General features: G+C 39.2%; 16 protein-coding genes. 15 read left to right on the top strand and 1 reads right to left on the bottom strand.

Annotation, left to right across the window (positions count from 1 at the left end):
• Positions 1-6 precede the first annotated feature (6 nt).
• The 9 genes from fmt (at position 7) to spoVM (ending at position 8,546) form a co-directional block, all read left to right on the top strand.
• The gene (gene fmt / locus EPL02_RS15855) at positions 7-945 is read left to right on the top strand and encodes a methionyl-tRNA formyltransferase (RefSeq protein ID WP_131888213.1); all 939 of its coding nucleotides are present in this window, start codon (positions 7-9) and stop codon (positions 943-945) included.
• A complete protein-coding gene (gene rsmB, locus EPL02_RS15850; RefSeq protein WP_131888212.1) occupies positions 938-2,278 on the top strand; it encodes a 16S rRNA (cytosine(967)-C(5))-methyltransferase RsmB in 1,341 nt (446 codons plus the stop codon). Before fmt ends, rsmB begins: the two co-directional genes overlap by 8 nt.
• 2 nt (positions 2,279-2,280) lie before the next feature.
• The gene (gene rlmN, locus EPL02_RS15845) at positions 2,281-3,375 is read left to right on the top strand and encodes a dual-specificity RNA methyltransferase RlmN (RefSeq protein WP_094910575.1); all 1,095 of its coding nucleotides are present in this window, start codon (positions 2,281-2,283) and stop codon (positions 3,373-3,375) included.
• Between the two features lie 4 nt (positions 3,376-3,379).
• Positions 3,380-4,123 carry a Stp1/IreP family PP2C-type Ser/Thr phosphatase gene (locus tag EPL02_RS15840; protein WP_094910574.1) on the top strand — a complete coding sequence of 248 codons (744 nt, stop codon included), beginning with the start codon at positions 3,380-3,382 and terminating at the stop codon, positions 4,121-4,123.
• A gap of 5 nt (positions 4,124-4,128) precedes the next feature.
• Positions 4,129-6,090 carry a Stk1 family PASTA domain-containing Ser/Thr kinase gene (gene pknB / locus EPL02_RS15835; protein ID WP_165932589.1) on the top strand — a complete coding sequence of 654 codons (1,962 nt, stop codon included), beginning with the start codon at positions 4,129-4,131 and terminating at the stop codon, positions 6,088-6,090.
• A gap of 13 nt (positions 6,091-6,103) precedes the next feature.
• Positions 6,104-6,985: a ribosome small subunit-dependent GTPase A gene (rsgA, locus tag EPL02_RS15830; protein ID WP_094910572.1), complete on the top strand. Its 882-nt coding sequence runs from the start codon at positions 6,104-6,106 to the stop codon at positions 6,983-6,985.
• A 2-nt stretch (positions 6,986-6,987) separates the two neighbouring features.
• The gene (gene rpe, locus EPL02_RS15825; RefSeq protein ID WP_094910571.1) at positions 6,988-7,638 is read left to right on the top strand and encodes a ribulose-phosphate 3-epimerase; all 651 of its coding nucleotides are present in this window, start codon (positions 6,988-6,990) and stop codon (positions 7,636-7,638) included.
• A gap of 88 nt (positions 7,639-7,726) precedes the next feature.
• Positions 7,727-8,380, top strand: coding sequence for a thiamine diphosphokinase (locus tag EPL02_RS15820; protein WP_256993315.1), 654 nt, complete (start codon positions 7,727-7,729; stop codon positions 8,378-8,380).
• 85 nt (positions 8,381-8,465) lie between these two features.
• Positions 8,466-8,546 (top strand): stage V sporulation protein SpoVM, encoded by an 81-nt coding sequence (gene spoVM, locus EPL02_RS15815; RefSeq protein WP_016765421.1) that lies wholly within the window; start codon positions 8,466-8,468, stop codon positions 8,544-8,546.
• 55 nt (positions 8,547-8,601) lie between these two features.
• Here spoVM and rpmB read toward each other — a convergent pair whose 3' ends face one another.
• Positions 8,602-8,790, bottom strand: coding sequence for a 50S ribosomal protein L28 (gene rpmB, locus EPL02_RS15810; RefSeq protein WP_025909029.1), 189 nt, complete (start codon positions 8,788-8,790; stop codon positions 8,602-8,604).
• 251 nt (positions 8,791-9,041) lie between these two features.
• Between rpmB and EPL02_RS15805 the strand changes: the two genes are divergently transcribed.
• From EPL02_RS15805 to recG, 6 genes are all read left to right on the top strand, one after another.
• The gene (locus EPL02_RS15805) at positions 9,042-9,404 is read left to right on the top strand and encodes an Asp23/Gls24 family envelope stress response protein (RefSeq protein WP_025909028.1); all 363 of its coding nucleotides are present in this window, start codon (positions 9,042-9,044) and stop codon (positions 9,402-9,404) included.
• A gap of 16 nt (positions 9,405-9,420) precedes the next feature.
• Positions 9,421-11,085, top strand: a complete 1,665-nt coding sequence (locus tag EPL02_RS15800) for a DAK2 domain-containing protein (RefSeq protein ID WP_094910569.1) — start codon at positions 9,421-9,423, stop codon at positions 11,083-11,085.
• Between the two features lie 232 nt (positions 11,086-11,317).
• Positions 11,318-12,349 carry a PTS sugar transporter subunit IIC gene (locus tag EPL02_RS15795; RefSeq protein WP_094910568.1) on the top strand — a complete coding sequence of 344 codons (1,032 nt, stop codon included), beginning with the start codon at positions 11,318-11,320 and terminating at the stop codon, positions 12,347-12,349.
• A gap of 195 nt (positions 12,350-12,544) precedes the next feature.
• Positions 12,545-13,207 carry an L-serine ammonia-lyase, iron-sulfur-dependent subunit beta gene (gene sdaAB, locus EPL02_RS15790; protein WP_094912617.1) on the top strand — a complete coding sequence of 221 codons (663 nt, stop codon included), beginning with the start codon at positions 12,545-12,547 and terminating at the stop codon, positions 13,205-13,207.
• A 117-nt stretch (positions 13,208-13,324) separates the two neighbouring features.
• The gene (gene sdaAA, locus EPL02_RS15785) at positions 13,325-14,212 is read left to right on the top strand and encodes an L-serine ammonia-lyase, iron-sulfur-dependent, subunit alpha (RefSeq protein ID WP_094912616.1); all 888 of its coding nucleotides are present in this window, start codon (positions 13,325-13,327) and stop codon (positions 14,210-14,212) included.
• Positions 14,205-16,253 (top strand): ATP-dependent DNA helicase RecG, encoded by a 2,049-nt coding sequence (gene recG / locus EPL02_RS15780; protein WP_131888211.1) that lies wholly within the window; start codon positions 14,205-14,207, stop codon positions 16,251-16,253. The genes sdaAA and recG overlap by 8 nt, the downstream gene beginning before the upstream one ends.
• The last annotated feature ends 30 nt before the right edge of the window (positions 16,254-16,283 follow it).

Genomic DNA, 16,283 nt, shown 5'->3' with positions numbered 1-16,283 from the left:
TTTAAAATGAAAGTTGTGTTTATGGGAACACCGGATTTTTCTGTACCGGTATTGCAGACTTTAATTAAGGATGGATATGAAGTAGTGGCCGTTGTAACGCAGCCTGATCGTCCAAAAGGAAGAAAAAGAGTTATGACTCCACCACCAGTAAAAGTAGAAGCACAAAAGCACGGCATCCCAGTGCTACAGCCAGAAAAGATTCGTTTAGAAGAAGCGTATAGTGAGGTATTAGCGTATAACCCTGAATTAATTGTAACGGCAGCATTTGGACAAATTTTACCAACACCAATCCTAGAAGCGCCGAAATATGGCTGTATTAATGTTCATGCATCATTGCTTCCTGAGCTTAGAGGAGGAGCACCAATTCATTATTCTATTTTACAAGGTAAGCCAAAAACTGGCGTAACGATTATGTATATGGTTGAAAAGCTAGATGCCGGTGATATCTTGACGAAAGTCGAAGTGCCTATTGAAGAAAAAGACCATGTTGGAACGTTGCACGATAAACTAAGCGAAGCGGGAGCTAAATTATTATCTGAAACTATTCCATCTCTCGTATCAGGTGATTTAACACCAATAAAGCAGAACGAAGATGAAGCTACATTTGCATTTAACATAAAGCGCGAACAAGAAAAAATTGATTGGACGCGAAGCGGTGAGGAAATTTATAATCACATCCGTGGTCTTCACCCTTGGCCAGTGGCGTATACGACGCTAAATGGTCAAGTGATGAAAGTTTGGTGGGGAGAAAAGGTTGCGGCAGAAGGAGAGCCAGGTAAGGTAGTATCGCTTGAAAAAGATGGGTTTATCGTGGCGACAGGAAACCGTACAGGAATTAAAATTACAGAGCTTCAACCATCTGGAAAAAAGAGAATGGAAGCCGCACAGTTTTTACGCGGAAATGGCATTGAAGTAGGGGCTGTGTTAGGAGCTCATAATGAGTAAATATAACGTTCGTGATATTGCGCTTGATATTTTACTTTCGATTGAAAAGAATCAAGCTTTCAGTAACTTGTTGTTAAACAAAAGTATTCAAAAGTACGGTATTCAAGGGAAAGATGCCGGCCTCTTAACAGAAATTGTATATGGTACAATTCAAAGAAGAGATACGCTAGACTATGGCTTGGCTCCGTTTTTAGCAAAAGCAAAAAAGCTACAACCTTGGGTTAGAGTACTGCTTCGCTTGTCTCTTTATCAAATGTTGTACTTAGACCGTGTTCCTGATCGCGCAGTTATTCATGAAGCAGTGGAAATTGCTAAGCAGCGTGGTCATAAAGGAATTGCTTCAATGGTGAATGGTGTTTTGCGTAATGTACAACGAAATGGCGTTCCAAGCGTAGAAGAGATTAAAGATCCTATTGAGCGCTTAGCGATAGAAACGAGTCATCCTTTATGGTTGGTGAAGCGATGGGTGGAACAATATGGATTGGACAAAACGCGTGAAATTTGTTTAGCTAATCTAATGTCCCCTAAGCAAACGCTTCGTGTAAACACAGCGCGTTTCACTATTTCTGAAGTGATTGCACAGCTTGAACAAGAAGGTATTTCTGTAGAAAGTGGTGGGCTTGTTAAGGAAGCTCTAGAAGTTCAAAGAGGAAATGCAGCATATACAGATGCGTTTAGAAATGGGATGTTTACTGTACAGGACGAAAGTTCAATGCTTGTTGCTCATGCTCTTGGTGCTGAGCAAGGAGAAACAATTTTAGATAGCTGTGCGGCACCAGGTGGGAAATCAACTCATATCGGTGAAAAGCTTAACAACACGGGACAAGTCATTTCTTTAGATATTCATGATCACAAAGTCAAGTTGATTTCTGAGCAGGCAGAACGCTTGCAACTTACGAATATTTCACCAACAGTGCAAGATAGTCGTAAGGTAGCAGAGCGCTTTGAAGAGGAAACGTTTGATCGTATTTTAGTCGACGCTCCGTGCTCAGGGTTCGGTGTTATGCGAAGAAAACCAGATTTAAAGTATGTTAAGACCGAGCGTGACGTTCAGCAATTGTCAAAAATCCAGCTTGATATTTTATCAGCTGTTGCTCCACTATTAAAAAAAGGTGGGACACTTGTATACAGTACATGTACGATTGATCGGGATGAGAATGGAGATGTAGTGGATGCATTTCTCGATAATCACCCAGAATTTATGGTAGACTCTACCTTGGCAGAACGTATGCCAGAAAAGATTAAACAAAACGTTAAACACGGTCAAATCCAACTTCTTCCAAGTGAAGAAAGTGATGGGTTTTACATTGCCTGTTTACAAAAGAAGGTGTAAAAATGGAAGGAACTATTAGTAAAAGAGCCAAAGATAAAAAAGTAGAAAATAAAAAGCCGTCAATTTATTCATTACAATTACATGAGTTAGAGGCATGGTTAGTATCTCAGGGAGAGAAAAAATTTCGTGGGAAACAAATTTTTGACTGGCTATATGTAAAGCGCGTGACTGAATTTGACGATATGTCGAATTTGTCAAAAGGACTCCGTGATAAGTTAAATGAGGCCTTTGTTTTAACTACGTTAAAAACCGCTGTTCAACAAACTTCTTCAGATGGAACAATGAAATTTTTATTTGAACTTCACGATGGCTATACAATTGAAACAGTACTTATGCGACACGAGTATGGAAATTCAATTTGTGTAACAACACAAGTTGGCTGTCGCATTGGTTGTACGTTCTGCGCGTCTACTCTTGGCGGATTAAAGCGCAACTTAGAAGCTGGTGAAATTGTTGCTCAAGTAGTGAAAGTACAAAAAGCGCTTGATGAACAAGGAGAACGCGTAAGTCATGTCGTAATTATGGGTATTGGTGAACCGTTTGATAACTACGACCAAATGATGGGCTTCTTAAAAATCATTAATCACGATAATGGCCTTAATATTGGTGCTCGTCACATTACGGTATCAACAAGTGGAATTATCCCTAAAATCTATAAATTTGCTGATGAGCAAATGCAGATTAATTTTGCCATTTCCTTACATGCACCAAACAACGACATTCGTTCAAAGTTAATGCCAATTAACCGTGCTTACAAACTACCTGACTTAATGGAAGCAATTAAATACTATACCGACAAAACAGGTCGTCGTATCAGCTTTGAATATGGTTTGTTTGGTGGAGTAAATGACCAGGTGGAACATGCTGAGGAGTTAGCAGCGCTTATTAAAAACATTAAATGTCACGTGAATTTAATCCCTGTAAACTATGTTCCAGAGCGTGACTACGTTCGCACACCGAGAGAACAAATTTTTGAATTTGAAAATACGTTGAAAAAACATGGTGTTAACGTAACAATTCGACGTGAACAGGGACATGATATTGATGCAGCTTGTGGTCAATTGCGTGCGAAGGAGCGTAAAGAAGAGACGAGGTGATTGTATGGAAACTGTCTTTATGACAGACCGAGGGAGAATACGTCAACACAATGAAGATAACGGAGGGGTATTTTTGAACGCTCATGGCCAAGTGCTTGCAATTGTAGCAGATGGTATGGGAGGTCATCGTGCTGGGGATGTAGCCAGCGCGATGGCGGTTCAAAAATTGCAAGATGTCTGGACGAGCAGTCCAGCTATAAATGAACCGAACGATGCTACTACTTGGATACGTGAACAAGTAATGAATGTAAATGAAGCTATACATCAACATGCAAGCGAACATGAGGAATGTAAAGGAATGGGGACAACCATTGTACTAGCTATTTGCACATCTGAATTTTGTACAATTGGTAATATTGGAGATAGCCGTGGCTATTTATTCAGTGAAGATGGTTTTAGGCAAATTACAGAAGACCATTCCCTTGTCAATGAGTTGGTTAAAAACGGTCAAATTTCACGAGAAGATGCGGAACATCATCCTCGTAAAAATATTTTATTACGTGCATTAGGTACGGAAGAAAAAGTAGATCTTGATGTAAAAACTGTTGAAATCGAATCAACAGATTTATTATTATTGTGTTCAGATGGGCTTTCCAATAAAATAAGCGAAGAGAAGCTCCAAGACATTTTACAACCTGGAACGTCTCTAAACGAAACAGGTGCACGCTTAATTACATTGGCTAATGAATTAGGTGGAGAAGATAACATTACACTAGCAATTGTGGACTTTACATCTGAAAGTGGGTGAGAACGTTGCTAATCGGGAGACGGCTAAACGACCGTTATAAAATTCTACATGTCATTGGTGGAGGTGGCATGGCCAACGTTTATTTAGCACGTGATATGATTTTAGATCGCGACGTGGCAATCAAAGTTCTGCGATTAGATTTTGCTAATGACGATGCTTTTATTAAGCGTTTCCACCGTGAGGCACAATCTGCAACAAGTATTGCTCATCCAAATATTGTGAGTATTTATGATGTTGGAGAAGAAGAGGACATCTATTACATTGTAATGGAATATGTTCCTGGAATGACCTTAAAGCAATATATTTTACAAGAGTCACCGCTATCTTTAGAGAAAGCGATACATATTATGACTCAAATCACATCCGCAATTGCTCATGCTCATCAATATGGAATTATTCATCGAGATATTAAACCACAAAATATTTTAATTGATCATGATGATACGGCAAAAGTGACAGACTTTGGAATTGCTGTGGCTTTAAGTTCAACAACTATTACACATACAAACTCTGTGTTAGGGTCTGTTCATTATCTCTCTCCAGAACAAGCGAGAGGAGGTCTAGCGAATAAAAAGTCTGATATTTATTCATTAGGCGTCGTTTTGTTTGAATTATTAACTGGTCGAGTGCCATTCTCGGGAGAGTCTGCTGTTTCGATTGCATTAAAGCACTTGCAAACGGAAACACCATCACCAAGAAAATGGAATCCTTCCATCCCACAAAGCGTAGAAAACGTTGTATTAAAAGCAACAACAAAAGATCCGTTTTATCGCTATAGTACGGTAGAAGAATTTGAAGAAGATTTACGTTCTGCGATTCATCCTACTCGACATAATGAACAAAAGTTCATTGTACCAGATGATGATGAAGTAACAAAAGCTATTCCAATTATAAAAGATGAGCTATATGGTCATGAATTGGAAAAAACGCCTGTTCGTAAACCTTCAAATACAAATAAAAGTGAAGTAGAATCCAAGAAAAAGCCTAGAAAGAAAAGTAAAGTTATTTTAACGCTCGCGCTTATTTTTTTATTGTTAGCGGCAGCGAGTGTCGCTGCGGTGACTTTTATCCCTTCTTTACTATTGCCTAAAGATGTTACGGTTCCTGATTTACATAATGAGGACTATGAGTCAGCCGTTACTGAACTTGTATCGTTAGGGTTTAATGTCAAAGATCCAAAAGATATATCTGATGATGAAGTAGAAGAAGGAGATGTTGTTAAAACATCGCCTAAAGCGGGAAATGTTGTAAAAGAAGGTACAGGTGTTATTATCTATCGAAGTACTGGAAAAGCAAAAGTAGCATTTGACCGCTTTAATGGACGAGATGTAAGTGAAGTTCAAAAGCTGCTTGAAAGTCAGAAATATCGTGAAGTACGAACAATTGAAATTGATAGTGAGGAGCCTAAAGGAACAATACTAGATCAAAGTCCAAAAGAAGGCGAAGAAGTTGTTCCAGAAAGCACGGCCGTAACGTTATGGATAAGCAAAGGCCCTCCAGAAATTAAAGTTAAGGATTTTTCAGGATGGACGGAAAAAAGCCTTCGAGATTATGTAGCAGAAGAAGAATTTGAAATTGCAGTAGAAAGTGAATATTCTGATACTGTTGAAAAAGGTTTGGTTATTTCTCAAACACCCAAAGCGGGTTCTGTTATTAAAAAAGGTGATAAACTAACGTTTAAAGTTTCCTTAGGAAAGGAAGAAGTACCCCCTCAAACCGTCAATGTACAGGTGACGATTCCATATGAGGACAAGAGTAGCACAGGAGAAAAGGCTGAGCAAAAAGTAGAAATTTACGTAGAAGATGCAGATAATACAATGTCTGTACCTATTAAAGAATTAACTATCACAGAAACGGTTACTGAATCATTCGATGTATTAGTGAAAAAAGGCGAGCAAGCTAAATACAAAGTAGTTCGAGATGGTCAAGTAATTGAAGAAAAAGCTGTAGAATATCCAGAAGAATGATAGGAGTGAGGTTATGCCAGAAGGAAGAATTATTAAATCCTTAAGTGGATTTTATTATGTTCTTCATGATGGACAAGTAACCCAGTGTCGCGGAAGAGGAGTATTTCGAAAGAAAAAAGTCACTCCTTTAGTAGGCGATGAAGTAGTGTTTCAAGCTGATAATGAGCTTGAAGGGTATATACTTGAAATTAAAGAACGTAAAAATGAGTTAGTTCGACCCCCAATCTCAAACGTTGATCAAGCGTTGTTAGTATTTTCAGCTATCGAGCCTGATTTTAGTACGGTGCTTTTGGATCGCTTTTTAGCTTTGGTAGAGTCTAATGATATTCAACCGGTTATTTGTATTTCAAAAGTTGACTTGTTGTCAGAGAAACAAAAGCAATTAATTGAGCAATATGCCGAAGATTATCGTAAAATAGGATATGAGGTAATTTTAACATCAACCGTAACGGAAAACGGGATTGCAGAAATTAAGCCGCTGTTTGAAAATCAAATAACGGTTATTGCAGGACAATCAGGAGTTGGTAAATCTTCGTTGCTAAACGTTTTAAAGCCTGAACTAGAGCTGAAGACAAATGATATCTCAACATCATTAGGACGAGGAAAGCATACAACCAGACATGTGGAGCTTATATCATTTGGTGACGGACTTGTAGCAGATACACCGGGCTTTAGCTCCTTGGAGTTTCTAACTTTAGAGGTAGAAGAACTTTCTCACTGCTTTCCAGAAATGTCTCGCTTAAGTGAAGACTGTAAGTTTAGAGGATGTCTGCACGTGAAAGAACCAAAGTGTGCAGTTAAGAAAGCGGTAGAGAATCAATCAATTCCAGCGTACCGTTATGAGCATTATTTGCAGTTTATTGAAGAAATCAAGCAAAGAAAGCCGAGGTATTAAACATGACAAAAATTGCACCTTCCATCTTATCAGCTAATTTTTCTAAATTAGGAGAAGAAATTCGTGAAGTAGAAGCTGGTGGAGCTGATTATATTCATGTAGATGTAATGGATGGCCATTTTGTTCCTAACATTACAATTGGTCCTTTAATTGTAGAAGCAATTCGTCCAATTACATCTCTTCCGCTAGATGTACACTTAATGATTGATAACCCTGATGCGTACATTCCAATGTTTGCAAAAGCAGGTGCTGATATTTTAACTGTGCATGCGGAAGCATGTACACATTTACACCGTACGATTCAATTAATTAAAGAACATGGAATGAAAGTTGGAATTGCGTTAAATCCAGCTACGCCAATCGATGTTGTAAAACATGTTTTGGAAGACATCGACTTAATTTTATTAATGACGGTTAATCCAGGTTTTGGAGGCCAAAAGTTTATTAATAGCGTACTACCAAAAATTGAACAAATATCTCAGCTTATTGAGATTCGTCAGCTATCTATAGAAGTAGAAGTAGATGGTGGAGTAAACGAAGAAACAGCAAAAAAATGCGTAGAAGCTGGGGCAAACGTTTTAGTAGCTGGCTCAGCGATTTATGATCAAGAAGACCGCGCAGCTGCAATTGATCGAATTCGCTCAACTATATAATTAGTAGATAAAAGTTGTCAAAGGAAAAGTGAAATCTGTTTTTCCTTGGCAACTTTTTTAAATAGTTCGTAAAGAGAAAGGGTGGCTTATTATGATTATTCATATTTTGGCAGGTGGTCCAGATAACTATGTGCCGGAACTTCACAAGTGGAAGGCATGCGATAAGTGGATAGGTGTAGATCGCGGTGTGTTCACTCTGCTTGAACAGGGAATTATTCCTGATGAAGCGTTTGGAGACTTTGACTCTATCAACGCGGAGCAGCTGAAGGTTATTCAGGATAGGCTTGGAGATTTACATATTTATCCGTCTGAAAAAGACGCAACGGATTTAGAACTTGCAGTTGAGTGGGCTGTATCGAAAAAGCCTGCATACGTTCGGATCTTCGGAGCCACAGGCGGCAGGATTGATCATATGTTCGGAGCTGTTCAACTTCTGTATAAAAGCCTGCAAGAAAACGTAAAAGTAGAGCTAGTTGACAAGCAAAACAGCATCCAATTGTTTTCGCCTGGAACGCATGAGATTGAAGAAAGAATTCATGCAAAATACGTCTCGTTTATTCCCTATGCTGGAGGTGTGGAAAACCTTACGCTAACAGGCTTTAAGTATCCCTTAACAAACCACTATGTAGAACTTGGCTCTACTTTATGTATAAGTAACGAACTTCTTACACAAAGAGGTACTTTTTCATTTACTACAGGCATATTAATGATGATAAGAAGCAATGATGCAGATTGCTTATGAAACACTTTAATAATGTTGATGGAAGAATGGGTGAAAGTAGGCCATTAAAAGTAGATGAATGGTGGAAATGGTGAGGAGGAGTAGTATGAAATTTTATACGATTAAACTTCCAAAGTTTTTGGGCGGTATTGTAAAGGTCATGTTAAATTCATTTAAAAAAGATTAAAAGGCGAGATAATAAAAGAAGCACCATATACATGGTGCTTTTTCGTTATCGAAAATTAAACGCGTTCAACTTTACCTGATTTAAGGGCTCTAGCTGATACGTATACACGTTTTGGTTTACCGTCCACAAGGATACGTACTTTTTGAACGTTAGCACCCCATTTACGCTTTGTAGCGTTCATAGCGTGAGAACGTGCATTACCTGAACGAGCTTTTCTGCCAGTGATTACACATTTGCGTGCCATAGTTTTCCCTCCTAACACAAAAAAACTACTCAATTCTGCTTCTTGAGAAATACTATATTAATTTATCACAGCATTCTTTATAATGCAATACTTCTCAACAAAAGCTTTCAAGAAATTTTCCTTGACATATAAATTGAATGTATGTTCAATAATAAAGAGAGTTAAATTTGGGTAATTAGGGAATGTTCTTTTAAAAAGAGATTGATTATAGTAAAATATTTATTAGCCTATGTATAGAAAGGGGAAAAAGTATGTCCATCGAAATGAAAACTAAGTACGGTCAAATTGATATCTCCACAGACGTAATTGCAACGATTGCTGGAGGGGCAGCTATTGACTGCTATGGAATTATCGGCATGGCTTCTAAGAATCAAATCAAAGATGGTCTTACTGACATTCTTCGTAAAGAAAACTTTACACGCGGTATTATCGTAAGGCAAGAAAATGATGAAGTACATATTGATATGTATATCATTGTTAGTTATGGAACGAAAATCTCAGAAATTGCTCATAACGTACAGACTAAAGTGAAATATACGCTAGAACAAACAGTTGGTCTAACGGTTGACTCAGTAAATATTTACGTGCAGGGTGTTCGTGTAACGAACGTGTAATTAAGGAGGAAGATTCGTGTCAATGACAACATTGAACGGAAAACGTTTTGCAGAAATGGTGCTTCAAGGAGCACAGCATCTGTCAAATAATGCTGACTATGTAGATGCACTAAACGTTTTTCCAGTTCCAGATGGAGATACAGGTACCAACATGAACCTGTCAATCACATCAGGTGCTAAAGAAGTAAAAAGAAATGTATCAAATCATATTGGTCAAGTAGGACAAGCTTTATCAAAAGGACTATTAATGGGGGCACGTGGTAACTCAGGTGTTATCTTATCACAGCTTTTCAGAGGTTTTGGCAAAGCGATTGAACAAAAAGAGTTTATCACAACTGTAGATTTTGCACATGCGCTTGAGGTGGGTGTTGAAACAGCCTACAAGGCTGTTATGAAGCCTATTGAAGGTACAATCTTAACGGTTGCAAAAGATACGGCTAAAAAGGCCGTTGAAGTAGCTGAAAAGCAGCCAGAAATGATTCCGTTTATGGAAGAAGTGCTAAAAGCATCAAAAGCATCTCTTGATCGCACTCCAGAATTGCTTCCTGTTTTAAAAGAAGTAGGCGTTGTAGATAGCGGTGGACAAGGTCTAGTGTTAATCTATGAAGGATTTCTAGCCGAGTTAAAAGGTGAAAAGCTTCCCGGCGTACCTTTGGCAATCCCGTCAATGAATGAGCTTGTAAACGCCGAACACCATAAGCACGCTCAAAGTCATATGAACACTGAAGATATCGAATTTGGATATTGCACAGAATTTATGGTTCGTTTAGAAGCAGACAAAATGGAAAAGCATGCATTCTCAGAAGAAACATTTCGTCAGGACCTGAGTAAATGGGGCGATTCTTTATTAGTTGTGTCTGATGATGAAGTCGTAAAGGTGCATATCCATGCTGAGCATCCGGGTGAAGTATTAAACTATGGTCAGCGTTATGGTAGCTTAATAAAAATGAAAATTGAAAACATGCGTGAACAGCATAGCGAAATTGTTTCGAAAGAAGCTCCTGCTCCTGTAAAGGCTGAGAAGAAACCATACGGTATTGTGACAGTTTCAATGGGAAGCGGTATTGCAGAGCTGTTTAAAAGTATTGGAGCCACTGTTGTAATTGAAGGTGGCCAAACGATGAATCCAAGTACAGAAGATATTGTCAAAGCAATTGAAGAAACACATGCTGAAAAAGTCATCATTCTTCCTAATAATGGGAATATTGTGATGGCTGCAAACCAAGCTGCGTCTGTAGTAGGAGACCACGTTGCTGTTGTTCCTTCTAAAACCGTTCCACAAGGAATGACAGCGCTTCTATCGTTTAATCCTCAATCCGATTTAAATACGAATGAAGAAGCGATGACGGAAGCACTTAGTCATGTGAAAACGGGTCAAATCACGTATGCTGTACGTGATACAAATATTGATGGCCTAGAGCTTGCAAAAGGTGACTTTATGGGAATTGCTGAAAAGCAAATTGTTGTAAAGGATACAGAAAAGCTTGAAGTTGCTAAAAAGTTACTGCAGCATATGGTTGATGAAGACTCAGAAATCATTACAATCTTGCAAGGCGAAGATGTTGCTGATGAAGAAATGGATGAGTTAGTATCATTTGCCGAAAGTCAATTTGAAGATGTTGAAGTGGAAGTTCATAAAGGTGGGCAACCATTATACTCGTATATTTTTGCGATCGAATAATAAAAATGCAGGTTAGTTTTTTTAGCTAACCTGCATTTTTTTATCGGGTATAAAGTGTCAGAATTTACAGAATACGAACGTTTTATTCTTTTTGTTTGTTTTTGTTCGTGTAAAAGGTTATTTCGGTTGAAAAGCTCACTATATTGTGATAATTTTTAAAGTGACGTACATCGTGCGTTACTTTAAAGTAAATACTTAAGTAAAGATGAATGCAGCATAGGGGGAATTTACAATGGAGATTTTGAAAGGTACGGCACTGCTTTTATTGGTCTTATTTTTATTTTGGCTTTTCAGTAACAAAGCACCGTATGGGATGAAAGCTATGGGAGCTTTAGCAGGCGGTGCCGTTGCGGCGTTTCTCGTTGAAGCATTTCAACTGTATGTCGGTGGCGATTTATTAAACATCAAATTTTTAGGTGAAGTAGGGGAAGCGGCTGGTGGTATGGGTGGCGTTGCTGCCGCTGCGTTAGTAGCATTAGCCCTAGGGGTATCTCCTGTTTATGCATTAATGATGGGAGTTGTCTGTTCAGGTTTAGGTTTGTTACCAGGCTTCTTTGCAGGTTATATCATGGCTTTTGTTATGAAAGCAGTAGAGAAAAAAGCACCTGCGGGTCTAGATTTATTAGGAGCAATTTTAATTATTGCGCCGTTAACGCGCTTAATTGCAACAGGCATATCTCCCGTAGTGGATGCGACACTACTAAACATTGGTTCCATTATTAGGGAAACAGCAAATGCTAACCCAATTCTAATGGGGATTATACTAGGTGGCGTTATTACGGTTGTAGCTACAGCTCCTCTAAGCTCAATGGCTCTAACAGCCATGCTTGGTTTAACGGGTCTTCCAATGGCCATTGGAGCACTAGCGGTTTTCGGCTCGTCATTTATGAACTATGTATTGTTTGATCGTTTAAAATTTGGAGATCGCCGTACCACAATTTCGGTAGCTGTGGAGCCGTTAACGCAAGCTAATATAATATCGGCTAATCCTATTCCAATTTACGCAACGAATTTTGTTGGTGGAGCAGTAGCTGGTGTTATTGTTTCTTTATTTGGATTAGTAAACGATGCAACAGGAACAGCTACTCCAATTGCAGGTCTAGCGGTAATGTATGGCTTTAATGATCCAATAAAAGTAACAATCTGCGCAGGGCTATGTGCAATTGGTGGAGCGGTTATTGGATACATTGGTTCGATTGTGTTTAAAAACTTTAACATCAAAACAGTTGCAGAGCTTGAACAAGAAACAAAAGAAGCGGCATAATAAAAAAGCTGACTCAATAAAGAGTCAGCTTTTTTATTATGAACTAAAGAGAAAAATGTTAGCTTATTATTTCGAATTTTAAAACTTTATTATAACGGATTTCTAGGGTTCCAAAAATAGAAAACCTCAAGTAACATATAAGATGATAGCGATAACATCAAAGTTTAATATCCTTTTTACAGGGGGAGAGTAACCATGAAATATAAATCCGTATTTGATATTATTGGACCAATCATGATTGGTCCATCAAGTTCACATACAGCAGGTGCTGCGCGTATTGGTAGAGTAGCAAGAACGCTGTTTGGCAAGCAACCAGAAAAAGTCATTGTCTCACTTTATGGATCTTTTGCTCAGACGTATAAAGGCCATGGTACAGATGTAGCGATTATCGGAGGGGTATTAGATTTTGATACGTTTGACCCTCGAATTCCTGAGTCTCTTACATTAGCTAAACAAGCTGGGATGGAAGTGACGTTCATTGAAGAAACAGCCATTACTGATCATCCAAACACAGCGCGTGTGCGCATGATTGATGGAGATAAAGAAATTGAAGTTGTGGGTATATCAATTGGTGGCGGTAAAATTCAAATCACTGAATTAAATGGATTTGAGCTGAATTTATCAGGGATGAACCCTGCTATTCTTGTTGTACACAACGATCGGTTTGGAGCGATTGCAACCGTGACGAATATATTAATGAAGCATTCCATTAATATTGGTCATATGGAAGTATCTCGAAAAGAAAAAGGACAGGTAGCATTAATGGCCATTGAAATGGATACAAACATTGAAGATGAAGTAATTGAAGAGCTACAAGGGTTACCGAATATTATTAAAGTAACAAGAATGGTTGAGTAGCATCCTGTTTTTTATGCCTTTTGGGAAGAAGGAAATAATCTGTCGTTTAAATAAATGTTTAGTAAGATGATAGTGGCTTAGATAGAATGACATCATGTTGTAAATTGGGAGGATACTATGTTTCGAAATGTAGCCGAATTAGTAGAGTTAGCAGAAAGTAAAAAAGTCAAAATAGCGGAAATTATGATTGAACAAGAAGTAGAGGTTACTGGCTTAACCCGTGAACAGGTCTTTGAAAGAATGGATCGCAATTTAACGGTAATGGAGGAAGCAGTAGAGCGCGGATTAAGGGGCGTCCAGTCCGTTACTGGCCTAACAGGTGGAGATGCTGTTTTATTACAAAAGTATATTGAAAGCGGAAATGCTTTATCTGGTAATTTAATCTTAGATGCAGTAAGTAAAGCGGTAGCAACGAACGAAGTAAATGCTGCGATGGGAACGATTTGTGCAACACCGACAGCCGGTTCAGCTGGAGTGGTGCCTGGAACGTTATTTGCAGTAAAAAATAAATTAAATCCCACGCGTGAAGAAATGATAGAGTTTTTATTTACATCAGGAGCATTTGGTTTTGTTGTGGCAAACAATGCTTCCATTTCAGGTGCAGCAGGAGGCTGTCAAGCTGAAGTAGGGTCAGCGTCGGGTATGGCAGCGGCAGCGATTGTAGAAATGGCAGGTGGTACGCCTAGTCAAGCAGCTGAAGCAATGGCAATTACGCTTAAAAATATGCTAGGATTAGTATGTGACCCCGTAGCAGGATTAGTAGAAGTACCGTGCGTAAAGAGAAACGCGATGGGCGCGGCGAATGCAATGATTGCTGCTGATATGGCGTTAGCAGGTGTTACAAGTCGAATTCCGTGTGATGAGGTAATTGATGCAATGTATCGAATTGGTCAAACAATGCCAGTAGCGTTACGAGAAACTGCACAAGGAGGCTTAGCGGCAACACCAACAGGTCGCGAGCTCGAAGCAAAGATCTTTGGTATTGCATTAAATAAAAGTGAATGAATTAAATAAAATTTCTATTAAAACCATTAAAGGGATTGGAGAAGAAACAGCGACTCTTCTCGAAGAAATGAAGATACAATCTGTCCAAGATTTACTTGAGCATTTTCCTTATCGCTATGAGGACTATGAGCTAAAAGATTTAGCGGATGCTAAACATGATGAAAAAGTAACGGTAGAGGGAAAGGTTCACAGCGTTCCCTCTCTTACTTATTACGGAAAAAAACGGTCTCGATTAACCTTTCGCCTGTTGGTTGGTCGTTATCTTGTTACCGTTACATGTTTTAATCGACCCTATTACAAATCGAAGCTTGACATCGATCAAACGGTTACAGTGACGGGTAAATGGGATCAGCACCGTCAAACGATTACCCTTCAGGAACTACAGTTTTCACCTTTCAAAAAAAATCAAACTATTGAGCCTGTTTATTCCACAAAAGCAACGCTTACTGTAAAAGCGATTCGTAAGTTTATCACCTTGGCTTTAAATCAGTATGGAAGTCAAATTGAAGATATGCTCCCTTTATCGCTCCGAGAACGATATAAGTTAATGACGCGAGAAGATGCTGTGCGCACCATTCACTTACCTCGAGATCATGGCGATTTAAAACAAGCGCGCAGACGATTTGTATACGAAGAATTTTTACTGTTTCAGCTTAAGATGCAAGCACTTCGAAAGCGTGAACGAGAAGAAACGGCTGGCATGTCTCAAGTGTTTCAATCCAGCGATTTGGTTCAGTTTACAAATCAGCTGCCATTTCCGTTAACAGGTGCTCAAAAACGAGTAGTAAATGAAATTACCGCCGATATGAAGTCACCGTATCGAATGAATCGGCTATTACAAGGAGATGTAGGTTCAGGTAAAACGGTCGTTGCTGCCGTTGCCCTATATGCAACGGTATTGGCAGGGCATCAAGGTGCTCTAATGGTTCCGACGGAAATCTTAGCCGAACAGCATGCTGAATCTCTAAGTAACATGCTTGAAAAAGTTCAGGTACGCGTTGGATTATTAACAGGTTCGGTTAAAGGAAAAGCAAGGCGTGAGCTTCTGCAGCAAGTGCAGGCTGGAGAAATAGATGTGCTAGTCGGTACTCATGCGCTCATCCAAGATGAAGTAGTGTATAAAAGCCTTGGTCTTGTTATTACAGATGAGCAACACCGCTTTGGTGTAGGTCAGCGTAGAGTTTTGCGTGAGAAAGGTGAAAGTCCAGATGTATTGTTTATGACGGCGACTCCTATTCCAAGAACACTTGCTATTACTGCTTTTGGTGAAATGGACGTGTCGATCATAGATGAAATGCCGGCTGGTCGAAAAGCAATCGAAACGTATTGGGTAAAGCATGATATGCTAGAGCGTATATTGCAATTTGTCCAGAAAGAATTGAATGAAGGGCGACAAGCCTATGTAATTTGTCCACTGATTGAAGAATCAGAGAAGTTAGACGTTCAAAATGCCATCGATGTTCATAGTACCCTTGTTCAATATTTTAAAGGTCAATGGAATGTGGGGCTAATGCATGGGCGTTTAACACCGGATGAAAAAGAAGAGGTCATGAAAGAGTTTAGCGTAAATAATGTGCAAATTCTTGTTTCGACAACGGTTGTTGAAGTAGGAGTGAACGTTCCAAACGCAACGGTTATGGTTATCTATGATGCGGAGCGCTTTGGATTATCACAGCTCCATCAGCTCCGTGGGCGAGTGGGAAGAGGAGACGCGCAGTCGTATTGTATTTTACTAGCAGATCCAAAGTCTGAAGTTGGAAAAGAACGCATGAATATTATGACGGAGACAAACGATGGTTTTGTACTATCAGAACGAGATCTTGAACTTAGAGGGCCTGGAGACTTCTTCGGTCGAAAGCAAAGCGGAATGCCTGAGTTCAAAATAGCGGACATGGTCCACGATTATCGAGCGCTTGAAGTAGCGCGTACAGATGCTGCTGAGCTTGTTAATTCAGAGATGTTTTGGAAAGATGAGCAATATCAGCTGCTGCGTTCTTATTTGGAAGCGACAGGTGTCTTAGCAGGTGAAAAATTTGATTAGTAGTCAGTGAACAGGCGTTGCAATTGAGAT

It is taken from the genome of Bacillus sp. CBEL-1, from assembly GCF_004348885.1.
In the GTDB taxonomy this organism is placed as follows: Bacteria; Bacillota; Bacilli; order Bacillales; family Bacillaceae_H; genus Priestia; species Priestia aryabhattai_A.
Note: the sequence above shows the minus strand (reverse complement) of the source record. Positions and strands in the feature narration are given on the sequence as shown.